This window comes from Streptomyces sp. NBC_00433, from assembly GCA_036015235.1.
Classification (GTDB): Bacteria; Actinomycetota; Actinomycetes; order Streptomycetales; family Streptomycetaceae; genus Actinacidiphila.
In genome coordinates, this window is sequence record CP107926.1 from 4,262,128 (window position 1) to 4,277,279 (window position 15,152).

At 71.1% G+C, this 15,152-nt stretch carries 15 protein-coding genes; 10 read left to right on the forward strand and 5 right to left on the reverse strand.

All coding sequences use genetic code 11. The annotated features are described in order from the left end of the window. Nucleotides 1-180: 180 nt before the first annotated feature. The 7 genes from OG900_18020 (at nucleotide 181) to pstB (ending at nucleotide 8,751) form a co-directional block, all read left to right on the forward strand. The gene (locus tag OG900_18020) at nucleotides 181-2,409 is read left to right on the forward strand and encodes an RNA degradosome polyphosphate kinase (GenBank protein ID WUH91822.1); all 2,229 of its coding nucleotides are present in this window, start codon (nucleotides 181-183) and stop codon (nucleotides 2,407-2,409) included. Between the two features lie 160 nt (nucleotides 2,410-2,569). Continuing rightward, nucleotides 2,570-3,592: a CHAD domain-containing protein gene (locus OG900_18025; GenBank protein WUH91823.1), complete on the forward strand. Its 1,023-nt coding sequence runs from the start codon at nucleotides 2,570-2,572 to the stop codon at nucleotides 3,590-3,592. Next, nucleotides 3,589-3,996 (forward strand): NUDIX hydrolase, encoded by a 408-nt coding sequence (locus OG900_18030; protein ID WUH91824.1) that lies wholly within the window; start codon nucleotides 3,589-3,591, stop codon nucleotides 3,994-3,996. Before OG900_18025 ends, OG900_18030 begins: the two co-directional genes overlap by 4 nt. Before the next feature lie 591 nt (nucleotides 3,997-4,587). Further along, nucleotides 4,588-5,754, forward strand: coding sequence for a phosphate ABC transporter substrate-binding protein PstS (gene pstS / locus OG900_18035; protein ID WUH91825.1), 1,167 nt, complete (start codon nucleotides 4,588-4,590; stop codon nucleotides 5,752-5,754). 106 nt (nucleotides 5,755-5,860) lie between these two features. Then, complete coding sequence (gene pstC, locus OG900_18040) at nucleotides 5,861-6,847, forward strand: phosphate ABC transporter permease subunit PstC (GenBank protein WUH91826.1); 987 nt, start codon at nucleotides 5,861-5,863, stop codon at nucleotides 6,845-6,847. Continuing rightward, nucleotides 6,844-7,923 carry a phosphate ABC transporter permease PstA gene (pstA, locus tag OG900_18045; GenBank protein ID WUH91827.1) on the forward strand — a complete coding sequence of 360 codons (1,080 nt, stop codon included), beginning with the start codon at nucleotides 6,844-6,846 and terminating at the stop codon, nucleotides 7,921-7,923. The genes pstC and pstA overlap by 4 nt, the downstream gene beginning before the upstream one ends. A gap of 51 nt (nucleotides 7,924-7,974) precedes the next feature. Continuing rightward, on the forward strand, nucleotides 7,975-8,751 hold the full coding sequence (gene pstB, locus OG900_18050) for a phosphate ABC transporter ATP-binding protein PstB (protein WUH91828.1): 777 nt from the start codon (nucleotides 7,975-7,977) through the stop codon (nucleotides 8,749-8,751). A 104-nt stretch (nucleotides 8,752-8,855) separates the two neighbouring features. On the opposite strand, the gene OG900_18055 is transcribed toward pstB, so the two are convergent. Beyond that, the gene (locus OG900_18055; GenBank protein ID WUH91829.1) at nucleotides 8,856-9,851 is read right to left on the reverse strand and encodes an inorganic phosphate transporter; all 996 of its coding nucleotides are present in this window, start codon (nucleotides 9,849-9,851) and stop codon (nucleotides 8,856-8,858) included. 5 nt (nucleotides 9,852-9,856) lie between these two features. Further along, nucleotides 9,857-10,477, reverse strand: a complete 621-nt coding sequence (locus tag OG900_18060) for a DUF47 family protein (protein WUH91830.1) — start codon at nucleotides 10,475-10,477, stop codon at nucleotides 9,857-9,859. Between the two features lie 236 nt (nucleotides 10,478-10,713). Here OG900_18060 and OG900_18065 point away from each other — a divergent pair, with 236 nt between their 5' ends. Beyond that, the gene (locus tag OG900_18065) at nucleotides 10,714-11,013 is read left to right on the forward strand and encodes a metal-sensitive transcriptional regulator (GenBank protein ID WUH95813.1); all 300 of its coding nucleotides are present in this window, start codon (nucleotides 10,714-10,716) and stop codon (nucleotides 11,011-11,013) included. A gap of 38 nt (nucleotides 11,014-11,051) precedes the next feature. Here the strand turns inward: OG900_18065 and OG900_18070 are convergent, their stop codons facing one another. Both OG900_18070 and OG900_18075 read right to left on the reverse strand, forming a co-directional pair. Beyond that, complete coding sequence (locus OG900_18070; protein ID WUH91831.1) at nucleotides 11,052-11,204, reverse strand: hypothetical protein; 153 nt, start codon at nucleotides 11,202-11,204, stop codon at nucleotides 11,052-11,054. Nucleotides 11,205-11,329: 125 nt separating this feature from the next. Continuing rightward, nucleotides 11,330-12,187 (reverse strand): hypothetical protein, encoded by an 858-nt coding sequence (locus OG900_18075; protein ID WUH91832.1) that lies wholly within the window; start codon nucleotides 12,185-12,187, stop codon nucleotides 11,330-11,332. Nucleotides 12,188-12,271: 84 nt separating this feature from the next. On the opposite strand from OG900_18075, the gene OG900_18080 reads away from it, so the two are divergent. Next, nucleotides 12,272-12,439 carry a hypothetical protein gene (locus tag OG900_18080; GenBank protein ID WUH96092.1) on the forward strand — a complete coding sequence of 56 codons (168 nt, stop codon included), beginning with the start codon at nucleotides 12,272-12,274 and terminating at the stop codon, nucleotides 12,437-12,439. A 128-nt stretch (nucleotides 12,440-12,567) separates the two neighbouring features. Continuing rightward, on the forward strand, nucleotides 12,568-14,163 hold the full coding sequence (locus OG900_18085; GenBank protein ID WUH91833.1) for an FAD-binding oxidoreductase: 1,596 nt from the start codon (nucleotides 12,568-12,570) through the stop codon (nucleotides 14,161-14,163). A gap of 112 nt (nucleotides 14,164-14,275) precedes the next feature. Here the strand turns inward: OG900_18085 and OG900_18090 are convergent, their stop codons facing one another. Beyond that, nucleotides 14,276-14,971, reverse strand: a complete 696-nt coding sequence (locus OG900_18090; protein ID WUH91834.1) for a phosphatase PAP2 family protein — start codon at nucleotides 14,969-14,971, stop codon at nucleotides 14,276-14,278. Nucleotides 14,972-15,152: the final 181 nt, after the last annotated feature.

A 15,152-nucleotide genomic window follows, 5' to 3' on the forward strand; every position in this document is an offset into this window, starting at 1 on the left:
CGGTTCAACCGCCCTTGCAAGCATCTCAGGATGCAGCCCGCTGCCCCCCACCACCCACCCCCGCCCGACCTGCCGAAACCCCCATGGGCACGAGACAATGGAACGACGGCTGCTGGCCGCCTGATGGGGAGTGTCGGCCGCGTGTACGACGTGCCGGAACCGGAGGAGGGCTCGCACATCATGGCCCAGACGAATCACCCCAGCGTCCCAGCCCAGCCCCAGTCGAGGCAGGGCGAGGGCACCACCGACGCGTTCGGCACCTTCCGGCCCCGCGTCGTACCCGATCTGGAACCGGAACCGCCGGGGCTCGACGCGGCGAGCGAGGAATACGGGGAAGAGCTGCCGCAGGGCCGCTTCCTCGACCGGGAGCGCAGCTGGCTGGCCTTCAACGAGCGGGTGCTCGAACTGGCCGAGGACCCGGCCACCCCGCTACTCGAACGGGCTAACTACCTGGCGATATTCGCCAGCAATCTGGACGAGTTCTTCATGGTCAGGGTCGCGGGCCTGAAGCGCCGCATGGCCACCGGGGTGGCGACGCGCTCCGCGTCCGGCCTGCAGCCCAGGGACGTGCTCGACCTGATCCTGACCAGGTCCCGCGAGCTCATGGCCAGGCACGCCGCCTGCTTCCAGAACGACATCGCCCCGCAGCTGGCCGACGAGGGCATCCACGTCATCCGCTGGGGCGAGCTGACCGAGAAGGAGCAGGCGCGGCTCGCCACGCTCTTCCGGCAGCAGATCTTCCCGGTGCTGACCCCGCTGGCCGTCGACCCGGCGCACCCCTTCCCGTACATCTCCGGCCTGTCGCTGAACCTGGCGGTGGTCGTACGCAATCCCGTCTCCGGCCACGAGCACTTCGCGCGGGTGAAGGTGCCGCCGATCCTGTCCCGCTTCCTGGAGGCCGGGCCGCAGCGCTACGTCCCGCTGGAGGACGTGATCGCCGCGCACCTGGAGGAGCTCTTCCCGGGGATGGACGTCCTGGACCACCACATGTTCCGCGTGACCAGGAACGAGGACCTGGAGGTCGAGGAGGACGACGCGGAGAACCTGCTCCAGGCGCTGGAGAAGGAGCTGATGCGGCGCCGCTTCGGGCCGCCGGTACGCCTGGAGGTCGAGGAGTCGATCGCCCCCCGTGTGCTGGACCTGCTGGTGCACGAGCTGAAGATGAAGCACACCGAGGTCTATCCGCTGCCCGGCCCGCTGGACCTGACCGGCCTGTTCGCGATCGCGCGGCTGGACAGGCCCGAGCTGAAGTTCCAGAGCTTCATCGCGGGCACCCACCGCGACCTGGCCGAGGTGGAGTCCGCGACACCGCCGGACATCTTCGCGGCGATGCGGGAGCGGGACATCCTGCTGCACCACCCGTACGACTCGTTCTCCACGTCCGTGCAGGCCTTCCTCGACCAGGCGGCCGCCGACCCGGCCGTGCTGGCGATCAAGCAGACCCTCTACCGCACCTCGGGCGACTCGCCGATCGTGGACGCGCTGATAGACGCGGCCGAGGCGGGCAAGCAGGTGCTGGTGCTGGTCGAGATCAAGGCGCGCTTCGACGAGCAGGCCAACATCAAATGGGCCAGGAAGCTCGAAGAGGCCGGCTGCCACGTCGTCTACGGCCTGGTGGGCCTCAAGACGCACTGCAAGCTCTCGCTGGTGGTCAGGCAGGAGGGCGACACCCTGCGCCGCTACAGCCATGTGGGCACCGGGAACTACCACCCCAAGACGGCCAGGCTCTACGAGGACCTGGGCCTGCTGACCGCCGACCCGCAGGTCGGGGCGGACCTCTCGCACCTGTTCAACCGGCTGTCCGGCTACTCGCGGCGGGCCACCTACAACCGGCTGCTGGTCGCGCCGCGCAGCCTGCGCGACGGCCTGGTCGCCCGGATCATGGCGGAGATCGAGCACCACCGGGCCGGCAAGCCGTCGTTCGTCCGCATCAAGGTCAACTCGATCGTGGACGAGGCGCTGATCGACGCGCTCTACCGCGCCTCGCAGGCCGGCGTCCCGGTGGACATCTGGGTGCGCGGGATCTGCGCGGTACGCCCGGGTGTGGCCGGGCTGTCGGAGAACATCAGGGTCCGCAGTGTCCTGGGCCGATTCCTCGAGCACTCCCGGGTGTTCGCGTTCGGCAACGGCGGCGAGCCCGAAGTGTGGTTCGGCAGCGCCGACATGATGCACCGTAACCTCGACCGCCGCATCGAGGCGCTGGTCAGGGTCGCCGACCCGGCCCACCGCGCCACCCTCAACCGCCTGCTGGAGACCGGGATGTCGGACACCACGTCCTCCTGGCACCTGGCGGCTGACGGCAACTGGACCCGGCACAGCACCGACGCCGAAGGGCGCCCGCTGCGCAATGTCCAGGAGATGCTCATCGACGCCCGGAGGCGCCGGCGTGGCCCATCAGCAGCTACCTGACCGGCTGCCGTCGCAGCACAGCCACACCCTGCCGGACGGCGGCGGCGCGCCCGCCCATCCGCCCCCGTCCGCAGCACAGAACAGAGCCAGGCCGCAACGCCTGCCCGCGCTTGGCGGCAGCGCACCGGCAGACAACGGGGACACGGGGACCAGCACCAGCATGAACGCCGAAGCGTACGACGCCACGCCGCCGGGCGGCGGCACCGCGGGCGAGGTGCTGACCCGCTACCTGCACGAGCGCGCCGCCGCCTTCCTGCGCGGCCTCAGCCTGCGCGGTGAGAACGAGGCCGAGGCCGACGCGCTGCTGCGCGGCAGCGCCCGCCGCATCGGCGGGGTCCTGCACATCTACGCGCCGCTGACCGACCCCGCCTGGGCCGAGCCGCTGCGGAGCGAGCTGGGCTGGCTGACCACGACGCTGGGCCGCGAGCCGCGCTACGCCACCCGGCTGGCCCGGCTGCTCGACGCGCTGCGGCGGCTGTCGGTCGCGATCGACGAGCCGGCCGTCGTGGGCGGTGCGGCGGCGCTCGCGCCGGCGCCCTCCGGCGGGCCGCTGGCCCTGGGCGCGGCCCGTGCGGGCGCCCTGCTCGAACGCCAGCTGACGCTGGCGAGGACCCGGGCGCACTCGGCCTCGCTCCAGGCCATGGGCTCCTCCCGCTTCCACGCGCTGGCCGACGCGATCGCCGTCCTGGTCTCCGATGTGCCGCTGGCACCCGCCGCTGCGGCCCCGGCACGCACCGCCCTGCCGCCGCTGGCCGCGCAGGCGTACCGGCGGCTCGGCGACGCCGCGGCCTCACTGCCGCTGCACCGGGCAGGGCACCCGTACAACGCCGACGCGGTCCAGGCCTCGCTGGGCGCCGACCTCACCGCCGACCTGCAGGACGCCCCCTGGCACCAGGTCCGCGTGCTGCTGCGGATGAGCCGCTACGCCGCCGAGGTCAGCCGCCCGGAGGGCGACGCCGACCGGCAGCGGCTCGCCGACGCGGCCGGGCTGCTGGAGCGGCACCGGGAGGCGGCCGAGTCCGCGTCCGCGGTCGCCTCGGCCGCCCGCACCCCGCGTATAGCGCCGGCGACCGCCTACGCCCTCGGCGTGCTGCACGCCGACCAGCGGCACGAGGTCGAAGCGGCCCGCTTCGCCTTCTCCCGGCTGTGGCAGACCGCGGTCCCGGGGCCGCGCGGGCTGTGAGCGGCGACAGCGCGGCCGTCCTGGCGGCCGGTGTGGTGCTCTGGCGCACCGCACCGGCGGGCATCGAGATCGCCCTGATCCACCGGCCGCGCTACGACGACTGGAGCCTTCCCAAGGGCAAGCTCAAGCGGGGCGAGGCCTTCTCCGAGGCCGCGCTGCGCGAGACCCGCGAGGAGACGGGCCTGGCCTGCGACCTGGGCGCCGCGCTGGCCGTCACCCGCTACCTGGTCGACGGCCGCCCCAAGGAGGTCCGCTACTGGGCCGCCCGTGCCCACGCGGGCGACTTCGTCGCCAACACGGAAGTGGACGCCATGGCCTGGCTCCCCCCGACCACCGCCCGCCACCGCCTCACCCACGACCGCGACCGCCCCCTCGTCGACGCCCTCCTGCTGGCGCTGGCCTGAGCGGTAGTGCCTGCCCCTTGCCCAGGGGTTCCGCCGCCCCCGGCCGCGGCGGGCGTGGGTAGCCCCATCGCCAAGGGGGTGCCCCTCAGGGGCGCGGGCTGCGTCCGCTGTGCGGCCGACACGGCGCGCTCTGCTGCGTACGGCGGCGCCCTACAGGGGCGCGGGGCCGCACCTGATGTGCGGCTGGCGCCGCGTGGGCGCGACCAGCCGCAGACGAGCTGCACGTCGTCACCGGCCCGAAAGGGGCTGTTGCTGTCGGAGACGGACCACCGGCCGGTGGTGGGCTGAGCGCGCAGTTCCCCGCGCCCCTGACAGGCACCCCCCTTGCCGAAGGGGCACCCCGCATCCACCGCGCCCGGGGCCGGCGCGACCCGCTGCACAAGGGGAACGTGCGTACCTCCCGCCCCCCTGGAAGGGCCGGCACCGGGCTGACGGGTGAGGTTCACCTTCAGTTAACCCTCTCCCGTTGGTCGCTTCACCTGATCTGCCTAATTTCGGCCTTACCGGTGAGCACCAGCCGCCGGAGCACGCGGATACACAACTCTCTGCTTCGCCGTCGATCCGGCGGGCTCTCGGAAGGAACACACGAAGGTGAAGCTTCAGCGTAAGAGCGGGCTGCGGGCCCTGACCGTCGGCGCGGTCGCGATTACCGGTGCGCTCGTCCTGTCGGCCTGCGGTTCGGACGACAACAGCGACAGCAGCAGCACACCGAGCAACTCGGCCAGCAGCTCGAGCAGCGCGTCGAGCGGCACCGGCACCAACGCGATGGGTATCTCCTGCGCGCCCGGCAAGCTCCTGTCCTCGGGTTCGACCGCCCAGCAGAACGCGATCGAGACCTGGGTCAAGGACTACCAGCAGGCCTGCAGCGGCTCCACGATCAACTACAAGCCGTCCTCCTCCGGCGAGGGCATCATCGACTTCAACAACGGCACGGACGCCTTCGCGGGCTCCGACTCGCCGCTGAAGCCCGAAGAGGTCGCCAAGTCCAAGAGCGTCTGCACCGGTGGCACGGGCATCAACATCCCGATGGTCGGCGGCCCGATCGCGATCGGCTACAACCTGCCGGGCGTCAACAACCTCGTGCTGAACGGCTCCGCGCTGGCGAAGATCTTCAACGGCAAGATCACCACCTGGAACGACGCGGCCATCAAGGCGCTCAACCCGGGTGTCACCCTGCCGAGCACCAAGATCCAGTCCGTCCACCGCCAGGACGACTCCGGCACGACCGACAACCTGACCAAGTACTTCAAGGGCTCCGCGCCGGCCGACTGGCCGTACGAGCACGCCAAGGCGTGGGCCGCCAAGGGTGGCCAGGCCGCCGCGAAGTCCGCGGGTGTCGCCGCGCTGGTGAAGCAGACCGAGGGCTCGATCGGCTACTTCGAGCTGTCCTACGCGACCGCCAGCCAGATCCCCACGGTCAAGATCAACACCGGCGCCTCCGCCCCGGTCGAGGCCACCACCGCCAACGCCTCCGCGGGCATCGCCCAGGCGAAGGTCACCGGCACCGCCCCCGACCTGGCGCTGGACCTCGGCGCCGCGTACACCACCAAGGCGGACAACGCCTACCCGATCGTCCTGGTGACGTACGAGATCGCCTGCGACAAGGGCAACAAGGCCGACACCCTGGCCCTGACCAAGTCCTTCCTGAACTACATCGCGAGCGACGCCGGCCAGGCCAAGCTCTCGGACGCGGGCTACGCGCCGCTGCCGGCCGCGATCGCCACGCAGGTCCGCACCACCATCTCCGCCCTTTCCTGATCGAAGCGCGGAGGGTCCCGCGGCCGACGGCCGCGGGACCCTCCGCGTATCCGGTGCACCGCCGCCGGGGGAGTCCGCTCCCCCACCCAGACCGGAGAAAACACACATGACAACCACCGCTCCACCCCCGACAAGGCCTGAGCCGCACCGGGCCGCGAAGGCCGTGTCCCGCCCCGGCGACCGGATCTTCGCCGGCATGGCCCGCGGATCCGGCATCCTGCTGCTGGTCGTGATGGCAGCCATCGCGATCTTCCTGACCGTCCGCGCGGTCAACGCCATCTCCAAGGACCACGGCAACTTCCTGACCACCTTCGAGTGGACGCCGAGCCTGAACCCGCCGGTCTTCGGCATCGCGGTCCTGGCCTACGGCACCGTGGTCAGCTCGATCATCGCGATGGCCATCGCCGTGCCGATCGCGATCGGCATCGCGCTGTTCATCACCCACTACGCACCGCGCCGCCTGGGCGGTCCGATCGCCTACGTGATCGACCTGCTCGCCGCGGTCCCCAGCATCGTCTACGGCCTGTGGGGCGCCCTCTTCCTGGTGCCGCACCTGAGGGGCGTCAACCTCTGGCTGGACAACTACTTCAGCTGGACCTACATCTTCCACAAGCAGGACCCGAACTCCGCGGCCCGCTCGCTGTTCACCGTGGGCATCCTGCTGGCGATCATGATCCTGCCGATCATCACCAACGTCAGCCGCGAAGTGATCAACCAGGTGCCGAAGATGCACGAGGAGGCGGCGCTCGCGCTCGGCGCGACCCGCTGGGAGGTCATCCGCCTGTCGGTGCTGCCCTTCGCCCGCTCCGGCATCATCAGCGCGTCCATGCTGGGCCTGGGCCGCGCCCTCGGCGAGACCATGGCGGTCGCCACCGTGCTGTCCGCCTCGCCGGTCCTGTCCGCCCGCATCCTGGACCCGGTCGGCGGCACCTTCTCGCAGAACATCGTCGCGAAGTTCGGTGAGGCCGACGACTTCGGCCGGGACGCGCTGATCGCCTCCGGCCTGGTGCTGTTCCTGATCACCCTGCTGGTCAACGGCGCCGCGCGGATCATCATCCAGCGCCGTAAGGAATACTCGGGGGCCAACGCATGAGCGACACGATCCTGGACGCCAAGCAGGCGTCCGACCGGCCCGCCTCCCCGCGGCTCGCGTCCCGCCACCTGCCGCGCTGGAGCCCGCTGGCCATCGCCGCCGGCGCGATCGCGGCAGGCGTGGCCATCGGCGCCGGCGCCGGGCTGAGCAGCCACATCCAGTGGGGCCTGATCGCCCTGCTGCTCTTCGTGGCCGGCTCGTACGCCATCACCGCCCGGGTCGAGGGCCGCAGGCAGGCCAAGGACCGGGTGGCCACCAGCCTGGTCTGGTCGAGCTTCATCCTGGCCGTCATCCCGCTGTACTCGCTGGTCGAGACCACGGTCCGCAAGGGCGCCGGCGTCATCGACGGCACCTTCCTGACGCACTCGATGAACAACGTGCTGACCATCCAGCCCGGCGGCGGCGTCTACCACGCCATCATCGGCACCCTGGAGCAGGTCGGCATCGCCACCGTCATCGCCGCCCCGCTGGGCATGCTCACCGCGATCTACCTCGTGGAGTACGGCAAGGGGAAGCTCGCGAAGTGGGTGACCTTCTTCGTCGACGTCATGACCGGCATCCCGTCGATCGTGGCGGGTCTGTTCATCCTGTCGGTCTGGTTCGTGGCCTTCGACAAGGCCCCGGCGTCCGGCTTCGCCGGCTCGCTGGCCCTGTCGCTGCTGATGATGCCGGTCGTGGTGCGCTCCACCGAGGAGATGCTCAAGCTCGTCCCGAACGAGCTGCGCGAGGCCTCGCTCGCACTCGGCGTCCCGAAGTGGCGCACCACCGTCAAGGTGGTCCTGCCGACGGCCGTCGGCGGCATCACCACCGGCATCATGCTGGCCATCGCGCGTATCGCGGGTGAGAGCGCCCCGATCGCCCTGCTGGTCTTCGGCAGTGCGGCGATCAACACCAACCCGTTCAAGGACCCGCAGTCCTCGCTGCCGTACTACATCTTCGAGCAGTACAACAACGGGAACCAGCCCAGCTACGACCGCGCGTGGGGCGCCGCCCTGGTCCTCATCGCGTTCGTGATGATCCTGAACCTGATCGCCCGGCTCATCTCCCGCTGGAAGGCGCCCAAGGCCGGTCGCTGACGCGGCCACTCCCAGCAGTCAGCGACCGCCCGCAGAAATGAAGTGATCCCCATGGCCAAACGAATCGACATCAGCGGCCTGTCCGCGTACTACAGCGCCTTCAAGGCGATCGACGACATCTCGATGACCATCGAGCCCGGCTCGGTGACGGCCTTCATCGGCCCGTCCGGCTGCGGCAAGTCGACCTTCCTGCGCACCCTGAACCGCATGCACGAGGTCACCCCCGGCGGCCGCGTCGAGGGCAAGGTGCTGCTGGACGACGAGAACCTCTACGGCGCCGGCGTCGACCCGGTGACCGTCCGCCGCACCGTCGGCATGGTCTTCCAGCGCCCGAACCCCTTCCCCACCATGTCGATCTACGACAACGTGGCGGCCGGCCTCAAGCTGAACGGCGTCCGCAAGAAGAACGAGCTGGACTCCATCGTCGAGAAGTCCCTCAAGGGCGCCAACCTCTGGAACGAGGTCAAGGACCGGCTGAACAAGCCCGGCTCCGGCCTGTCCGGCGGCCAGCAGCAGCGGCTGTGCATCGCCCGCGCCATCGCGGTCGAGCCGCAGGTGCTGCTGATGGACGAGCCGTGCTCCGCGCTCGACCCGATCTCCACCCTCGCCATCGAGGACCTGATCGGCGAGCTGAAGACCCGGTTCACCATCGTCATCGTGACCCACAACATGCAGCAGGCCGCCCGCGTCTCGGACCGTACGGCCTTCTTCAACCTGTCGGCGGTGGGCCAGCCCGGCAAGCTCATCGAGATCGACGACACCCAGCGGATCTTCTCCAACCCGTCCGTGCAGGCCACCGAGGACTACATCTCCGGCCGCTTCGGATAACCAGGACCGCCGTGCGGTGCTGCATGGCGGTGCCACCGCAAGGCGCAGGCCCCGCCCCCTGTCACAGGGGGCGGGGCCTGATCCGCTTCCGGGGCCCGGCGGGCTCAGCCGAAGACCAGCTTGACGACGTAGTAGCAGGCGGCGGCGACCAGCGCGGCGGCCGGCATGGTGATGAACCAGCCCGCCACGATGTTCTTGGCCACGCCCCAGCGGACCGCCTTGACCCGGCGGGTCGCGCCGACACCCATGATCGACGATGTGATGACGTGGGTGGTCGAGACCGGCGCCTGGAAGATGTACGAGGTCGCGTAGAGGATCGACGCGGACGTCGTCTCGGCGGCGAAGCCCTGCGGCGGGTCCAGGTCGATGATCCGCCGGCCCAGGGTGCGCATGATCCGCCAGCCGCCGGCGTACGTGCCGAGCGACATCATCGCCGCGCACACGAACTTGACCCAGATCGGGATGCCGAAGCCCTTGGACGGGTCGTGGATCACCAGCGCGAGCACCACGACGCCCATGGTCTTCTGCGCGTCCTGCAGACCGTGGCCCAGCGCCATGCCGGCCGCCGAGACGGTCTGCGCGATACGGAAGCCGCGCTTGGCCTTGTGCGGGTTGGTCTTCCGGAAGAACCACAGGATCGCCAGCATGATCAGGAAGCCGAGGACCAGGCCGACGACGGGCGACACGAACATCGGCACGATGACCTTGTCGACCACGCCCGACCAGTGCACGGTCGTACCGCCGGCGAGCGCCGCGCCCACCAGCCCGCCGAACAGCGCGTGGCTGGAACTCGACGGCAGTCCGAAATACCAGGTGGCCAGATTCCAGAAGATCGCGCCGGCCAGCGCCGCGAAGAGGATGGCCATGCCGGAGCGGCCGTGCGGGGTGCCGATCAGGCCCTCGCTGACCGTCTTGGCCACGCCGCTGCCCAGGAAGGCGCCGGCCAGGTTCATCACCGCGGCCATGGCCAGCGCCGCCTTGGGCGTCAGCGCCCGGGTGGAGACCGAGGTGGCGATGGCGTTCGCCGAGTCGTGGAAACCGTTGGTGTAGGTGAAGAAGAGCGCCACCAGGATGGTGACGATCAGCACAAAGGTGTCCACGTGGGTCAGGACTCCTTGACCGCGATGGTCTCCACCGTGTTCGCCACGTGCTCGAACGCGTCCGCGGCCTCCTCCAGCACATCCACGATCTGCTTGAGCTTGAGCACCTCCATGGCGTCGTACTTGCCGTTGAAGAGCTGGGCGAGCAGCTTGCGGTGGATCTGGTCGGCCTGGTTCTCCAGCCGGTTGACCTCGATCCAGTACTCGGTGAGGTTGGACATCGTCCGCAGGTTCGGCATCGCCTCGGCGGTCAGCTCCGCCGCCCTGGCCAACACCTCGATCTGCTGCTCGACGCCCTTCGGCAGCTCCTCGACGTTGTAGAGGACGACCAGGTCGACGGCCTCCTCCATGAAGTCCATGATGTCGTCGAGCGAACCGGCGAGGGTGTAGATGTCCTCCCGGTCGAAGGGGGTGATGAAGGAGGAGTTCAGCTGGTGGAAGATCGCGTGGGTGGCGTCGTCTCCCGCGTGCTCCGCCGCCCGCATCCTCTCGGCGATCTCGATGCGGGTAGCCGAATCGGCTCCGAGCAGTTCCATGAGGAGCTTCGAACCGGTGACGATGTTGTCCGCGGACGCGGCGAACATGTCGTAGAAGCTCGTCTCCCTGGGGGTCAGACGAAAGCGCACGTGGGTTCCTCGGGATACATCGGAGTCGGTCTCGTTGATGCTAGGCGCAACATCCGGCCACAGCTAACCGGCGTCATCCAGTGTCGCCCATGGGACAGAGTCCCCCGGACGGGGGATGCGTCGCACACGGTACCGATTCGGTAAGATATACCCACCAGGGGTATAAGGGGACAGAGAGGGCGGGCGGGATGACGGAGACGGCAGTGACGGATTCAACAGCGGGACCGGCAGACGAGATTGTGTCGCCGCCCGGGCCGCATGGCTATAGCCACGACAAGGAGTCCCATCTCAAACGGCTGCGCAGGATCGAGGGCCAGATCCGCGGGCTGCAGCGGATGGTCGAGCAGGACGTCTACTGCGTCGACATCCTGACCCAGGTCTCCGCCAGCACGAAGGGGCTGCAGTCCTTCGCGCTGCAACTGCTCGAAGAGCACCTGCGGCACTGCGTCGCCGCGGCGGCGGTCGGCGGCGGCCCGGAGATCGACGAGAAGGTCGCCGAGGCGACGGCGGCGATAGCGCGCCTGCTGCGGACCTAGCGGACGGCGCTGGTGGGCCTGGCGGCCCTGCCGGCCCACTAGCGGTCGACTTCCAGCACCTCGTCGATACGGGCGAAGCTCAGCCGCTCCTCGTCAGCGGTGGAAGCGGCGATGATCAGCTCCCCGCACAGTTCGATCTCGGCGAGGGCCACGGGGTCGTCCTGGACTGTTGCCCCGGGCGACGGCACCATCTCCGCACCACCTCCTCCGCCAAGCGTCCCGTCCAACGGCCGCCATCCAGCGTAAGGACCACCCCTGCCCCGGCGCATGGCACGTAAGGACCATTTTCCGGGCCCCCCCCCGGCCCGGCGCCCGATCAGCCGGGAGAAACGATCTTGCCGGTCCAGATGTCGCCACCCCCGGGCATCACGACGGCCACCGGCGTGCCGAAGCCGTCGAAAACGGTCGTCGACTGCACCCCGACCCCCTTCCCCTTCCCCCCGAAGCTGAACTGCTCGGTGAGCCGGCGCAGGCGCCCGTCCGCGTCCAGCCACGCGTCGAAGGGCACCCGGGTGACGGCGAAGCCCCTGGCCGCCGCGGCGAGCGCGCCCTGCGCACCCGGGCCCGCGAGGCGCGCGGCCCGCGCGATGTCCGCGACGCCGCGGAAGTGTCGTACCGGCGTGCCGCCCACCGTCCCGGCTCCGACCAGCACCACGTCGAGCGCCCCGCGCAGCAGCTCGGCGGCGGCGAGCGGCTCGGTCGCCCCGCCGGTGACCAGGTTGCCGTCGGGCAGCGTCGTGGTGTCCACCCTCACCCACTTGCCCGGGGGCACACCCTCGCCGCGGTCCTTCATATAGAGGGCGCCCGGCGTCAGCAGCTCGGTGACCGGCTTGTGCTCCTCCGCCCCCGCCGCGTCCCTGGGCAGCACCAGGGTCAGCTCGCCCTGCCGCCTGGCGTAGTCGAAGCGGCCGGTGCCCTCGACGGTCACCCAGGTGCCGCCGCTGGCCATCCGCATCGACGTGTCCACCAACGAGCTGCCGGCCCGCACCAGCGCGTCGGCGGCGTCCCGTACCGCCGCGGCGGGGTCACCGCCCGCGTCCTTGGCGCCGCCGGACCCGGTGTCGGCCGCGGCCCCGTGCTCCACGCACCCGGCGACCAGGGCCACCGCACACCCCGCAGCGGCCAGCGCCGTCGCCGTACGCCCGAGCCGCCGCCTGGCCATCGCCGCCACCATCCCTGCACCGTCCCTGTCCGCGCCTGGGCCCCACCTCGGTAACGACGGTCGGAAGCGGCCCGTCACGCCCGTTACCGTGGTGAGGTGCTGAAGTTGCCCACCGGTCAGGAGCCGAAGGCCGACGACCACCGGACCTCCGTCGTGGAAAACGGCTCCTTCGCCGGCGCCCGCTGCTCGTGCGGCTGGAAGGGCCCCGCCCGCCGGGCCCGCGACCGGGCCAGACGCGACGCCCGGGAGCACACCGAGGGCTGACGCCCGAGCGGGAAGGCCGGCCGGGCCGCGGCGAAGACTGATCCACCCGCCTGGCCCACGGCCGCAACCAGCACATCCTCCGCCACGTCTAGGACATGCAGAGTCCCCCTGATTGCGGCGGTGAAAGAGTGGACGTTCAGGCCCCCCGGCCCCTGTCCCCGACCCGGGTGCGGCGGCGTACCGCGCTCACGGCGGGCGGCGGCGCCCTCGCCGCGGCCTGGCTGACCGGCTGCGGCCCGGACGGCGGTGACAGCGGCAAAAGCGGCGGCGACGGCAAGCCGCCCCCGCCGCGTACGGCCACCGCGACCCCCACCCGCACCCCGAGCCCGACCTTCTCGCCGGTCGCCCCCGACTGGCGCGCGCTCGGCACGGCCCTGCACGGCCGGCTGGTCCGCCCGCAGGACGCGGCCTACGCCACCGACCGGCGGCTGTACAACACCCGCTTCGACCACCTGCGCCCGGCCGCCATCGCCTACGTCGACGACGCCGACGACATCCGCCGCTGCCTGGACTTCGCGCACCGCACCGCGACCGTGCCGGTCATCCGCAGCGGCGGCCACTCCTACGCGGGCTGGTCGAGCGGAGACGGCAAGCTGGTCATCGACGTCTCCCGGCTCAACTCGATCCACGTGGACGGCACCACGGCCACGGTCGGCGCCGGCGCCAAGCTCATAGACGTCTACTCCACCCTCGGCGAGCAGGGCAGGACGATCCCGGCCGGGTCCTGCCCCTCCGTCGGCGTCTCCGGGCTCACCCTCGGCGGCGGCCACGGCGTGATGAGCCGATCCATGGGCCTGACCTGCGACAACCTGATCGGCGCCACCCTGATCACCGCCGACGGCACGACCCACGAGGTCTCCGCCGACCACGAGCCCGACATCTTCTGGGCGCTGCGCGGCGCCGGCTGCGGCAACTTCGGCGTCGTCACCTCGCTGCGCTTCGCCACCCACCCGGTGCCCCAGGTCGTCACCGGCTACCTGACGTGGCCCTGGAGCCGGGCCGCCGACGTGATCGCCGGCTGGCAGGGCTGGGGCCCCGACCAGCCGGACCACCTGTGGTCCGCGCTGCATCTGGACTGCGCCCCCGGCGGCTCGCCGACCGTGTCCGTACCGATGCTGTCCACCGGTTCGCGGGCCGACCTGTCCGCCGCCGCCGACCGGCTCGCCGACGCGGCCGGCGCCCCCGCCTCCTCGGTCTCCCTACACCCGCACACCTACCTGGAGGCGACCTTCTCCTACGCGGGCTGCGCGGGCCTGTCCGCGGCCCAGTGCCATCTGGCGCCCACCGGCCGGCTGCAACGCGAGACGTACACCGCGCGCTCCGACTTCTACGACACCGACCTGCCGGCCGCCGGTGTCAGCGCCCTGCTCTCGCAGGTCGAGCGGCTGGCGAGCGCCTCGGGCGGCGGCGCGGGCAGCATCGCCCTGATCGCGCTCGGCGGCGCCGTCAACCGGGTCTCCCCCACCGCGACCGCCTTCAGCCACCGGGGCTCGCGCTTCCTGGCCCAATACCTGGCTTCCGACGCCCTGTCGACGACCTCCTGGCTGGACACCACCCACAGCGCGATGCGCCGCTACGCCTCGGGCGGCGCCTACCAGAACTACACCGACCCGTCCCTCACCGACTGGCGCACCGCCTACTACGGGCAGAACGCCGACCGGCTGGCGTCCCTCAAGCACACCCTCGACCCGCAGCGCCTCTTCGACTTCCCGCAGGCCCTGTGACGCCCGCCCTGTGACGCCCGTCTTGTGGCACCGTCTTGTGACGCCCGCCTTGTGACGCCGCCGCCGCGAACGGCCGGAAGTCGCCTTGACCGGAGGCGGGCCCAGAGGGGTGTCAGGCAGCCAGGTCCTTGTCGTCCGCGCTGTGCCAGCGGTGCGGCGAGGCGGTGCGGGGCGGCCTGCGGTAGGGCGCCGGGCGGGCCACGACCAGGAAGGCCGCCCGGGTGCGGGCCAGCCGGGTGGTCAGCGCGGTGAGCAGGGCCAGGCCGAGAGGCGCGAGCAGCAGCACGGTCGCGGCGCCGAGGGCGAAGCCGCCGACCACGTCGGTCGGGTAGTGCGCGCCCAGGTAGACCTGGGCGAATCCCTCGGCCAGGGCCGCGCCTACGGCGATGAGGCCCGCCTTGCGGCTGACCATGAAGAGGCCGACCGCGACGGCCGCGGTGAGCGCGACATGGTCGCTGACGAAGGACGAGGCATGCTGCCCGCGCACCAGGACGTCCAGGCCGTCGTGGTCGACGTACGGCCGGGGGCGCTGGACCAGCGCCCGCACCGGGATGTCGAGCAGCAGCGCGGCACCGGCGGCCAGGCAGGCCCACAGGACCCCGGCGACCGCGGCGGGCGCGTCGGCGGAGCGCCTGGCGACCCGCCACCAGCACCATCCGGCCAGCAGCGCGGTCAGGGCGATCAGGCCGTATCCGCCGGCCACTTCCACGGCCCGGTCGACACCGCGGGGCGCGTGCTTGGCGAGATCGTTGATGGAGCGGAGCAGGGTGATGTCGGGGTTCGTGCTGTCGCTGGCGACCTCTGCCATGGCGGTGGTGCCCCTTACCACTAGCAACTGACCGTGCCTCAGTGGATCGGCACGTCCGCAACCTCCGTCGCTTGCGTACCAACCCATTGTCGCCCGTACAACGGCCGACACGGTACGTAGCGTTCCGGTCTTCGCCAGAAGATCACCATGCTGTTATCCAAGGGTGACCGGCGGCCCTTCG

Excerpts from the sequence above, each read along its gene's own strand:
- OG900_18020 (WUH91822.1), top strand. The coding sequence starts at position 181 with ATGGCCCAGACGAATCACCCCAGCGTCCCAGCCCAGCCCCAGTCGAGG.
- OG900_18025 (WUH91823.1), top strand. The coding sequence starts at position 2,570 with ATGAACGCCGAAGCGTACGACGCCACGCCGCCGGGCGGCGGCACCGCG.
- pstC (WUH91826.1), top strand. The coding sequence starts at position 5,861 with ATGACAACCACCGCTCCACCCCCGACAAGGCCTGAGCCGCACCGGGCC.
- pstA (WUH91827.1), top strand. The coding sequence starts at position 6,844 with ATGAGCGACACGATCCTGGACGCCAAGCAGGCGTCCGACCGGCCCGCC.
- pstB (WUH91828.1), top strand. The coding sequence starts at position 7,975 with ATGGCCAAACGAATCGACATCAGCGGCCTGTCCGCGTACTACAGCGCC.
- OG900_18070 (WUH91831.1), bottom strand. The coding sequence starts at position 11,204 with ATGGTGCCGTCGCCCGGGGCAACAGTCCAGGACGACCCCGTGGCCCTC.
- OG900_18075 (WUH91832.1), bottom strand. The coding sequence starts at position 12,187 with ATGGTGGCGGCGATGGCCAGGCGGCGGCTCGGGCGTACGGCGACGGCG.
- OG900_18090 (WUH91834.1), bottom strand. The coding sequence starts at position 14,971 with ATGGCAGAGGTCGCCAGCGACAGCACGAACCCCGACATCACCCTGCTC.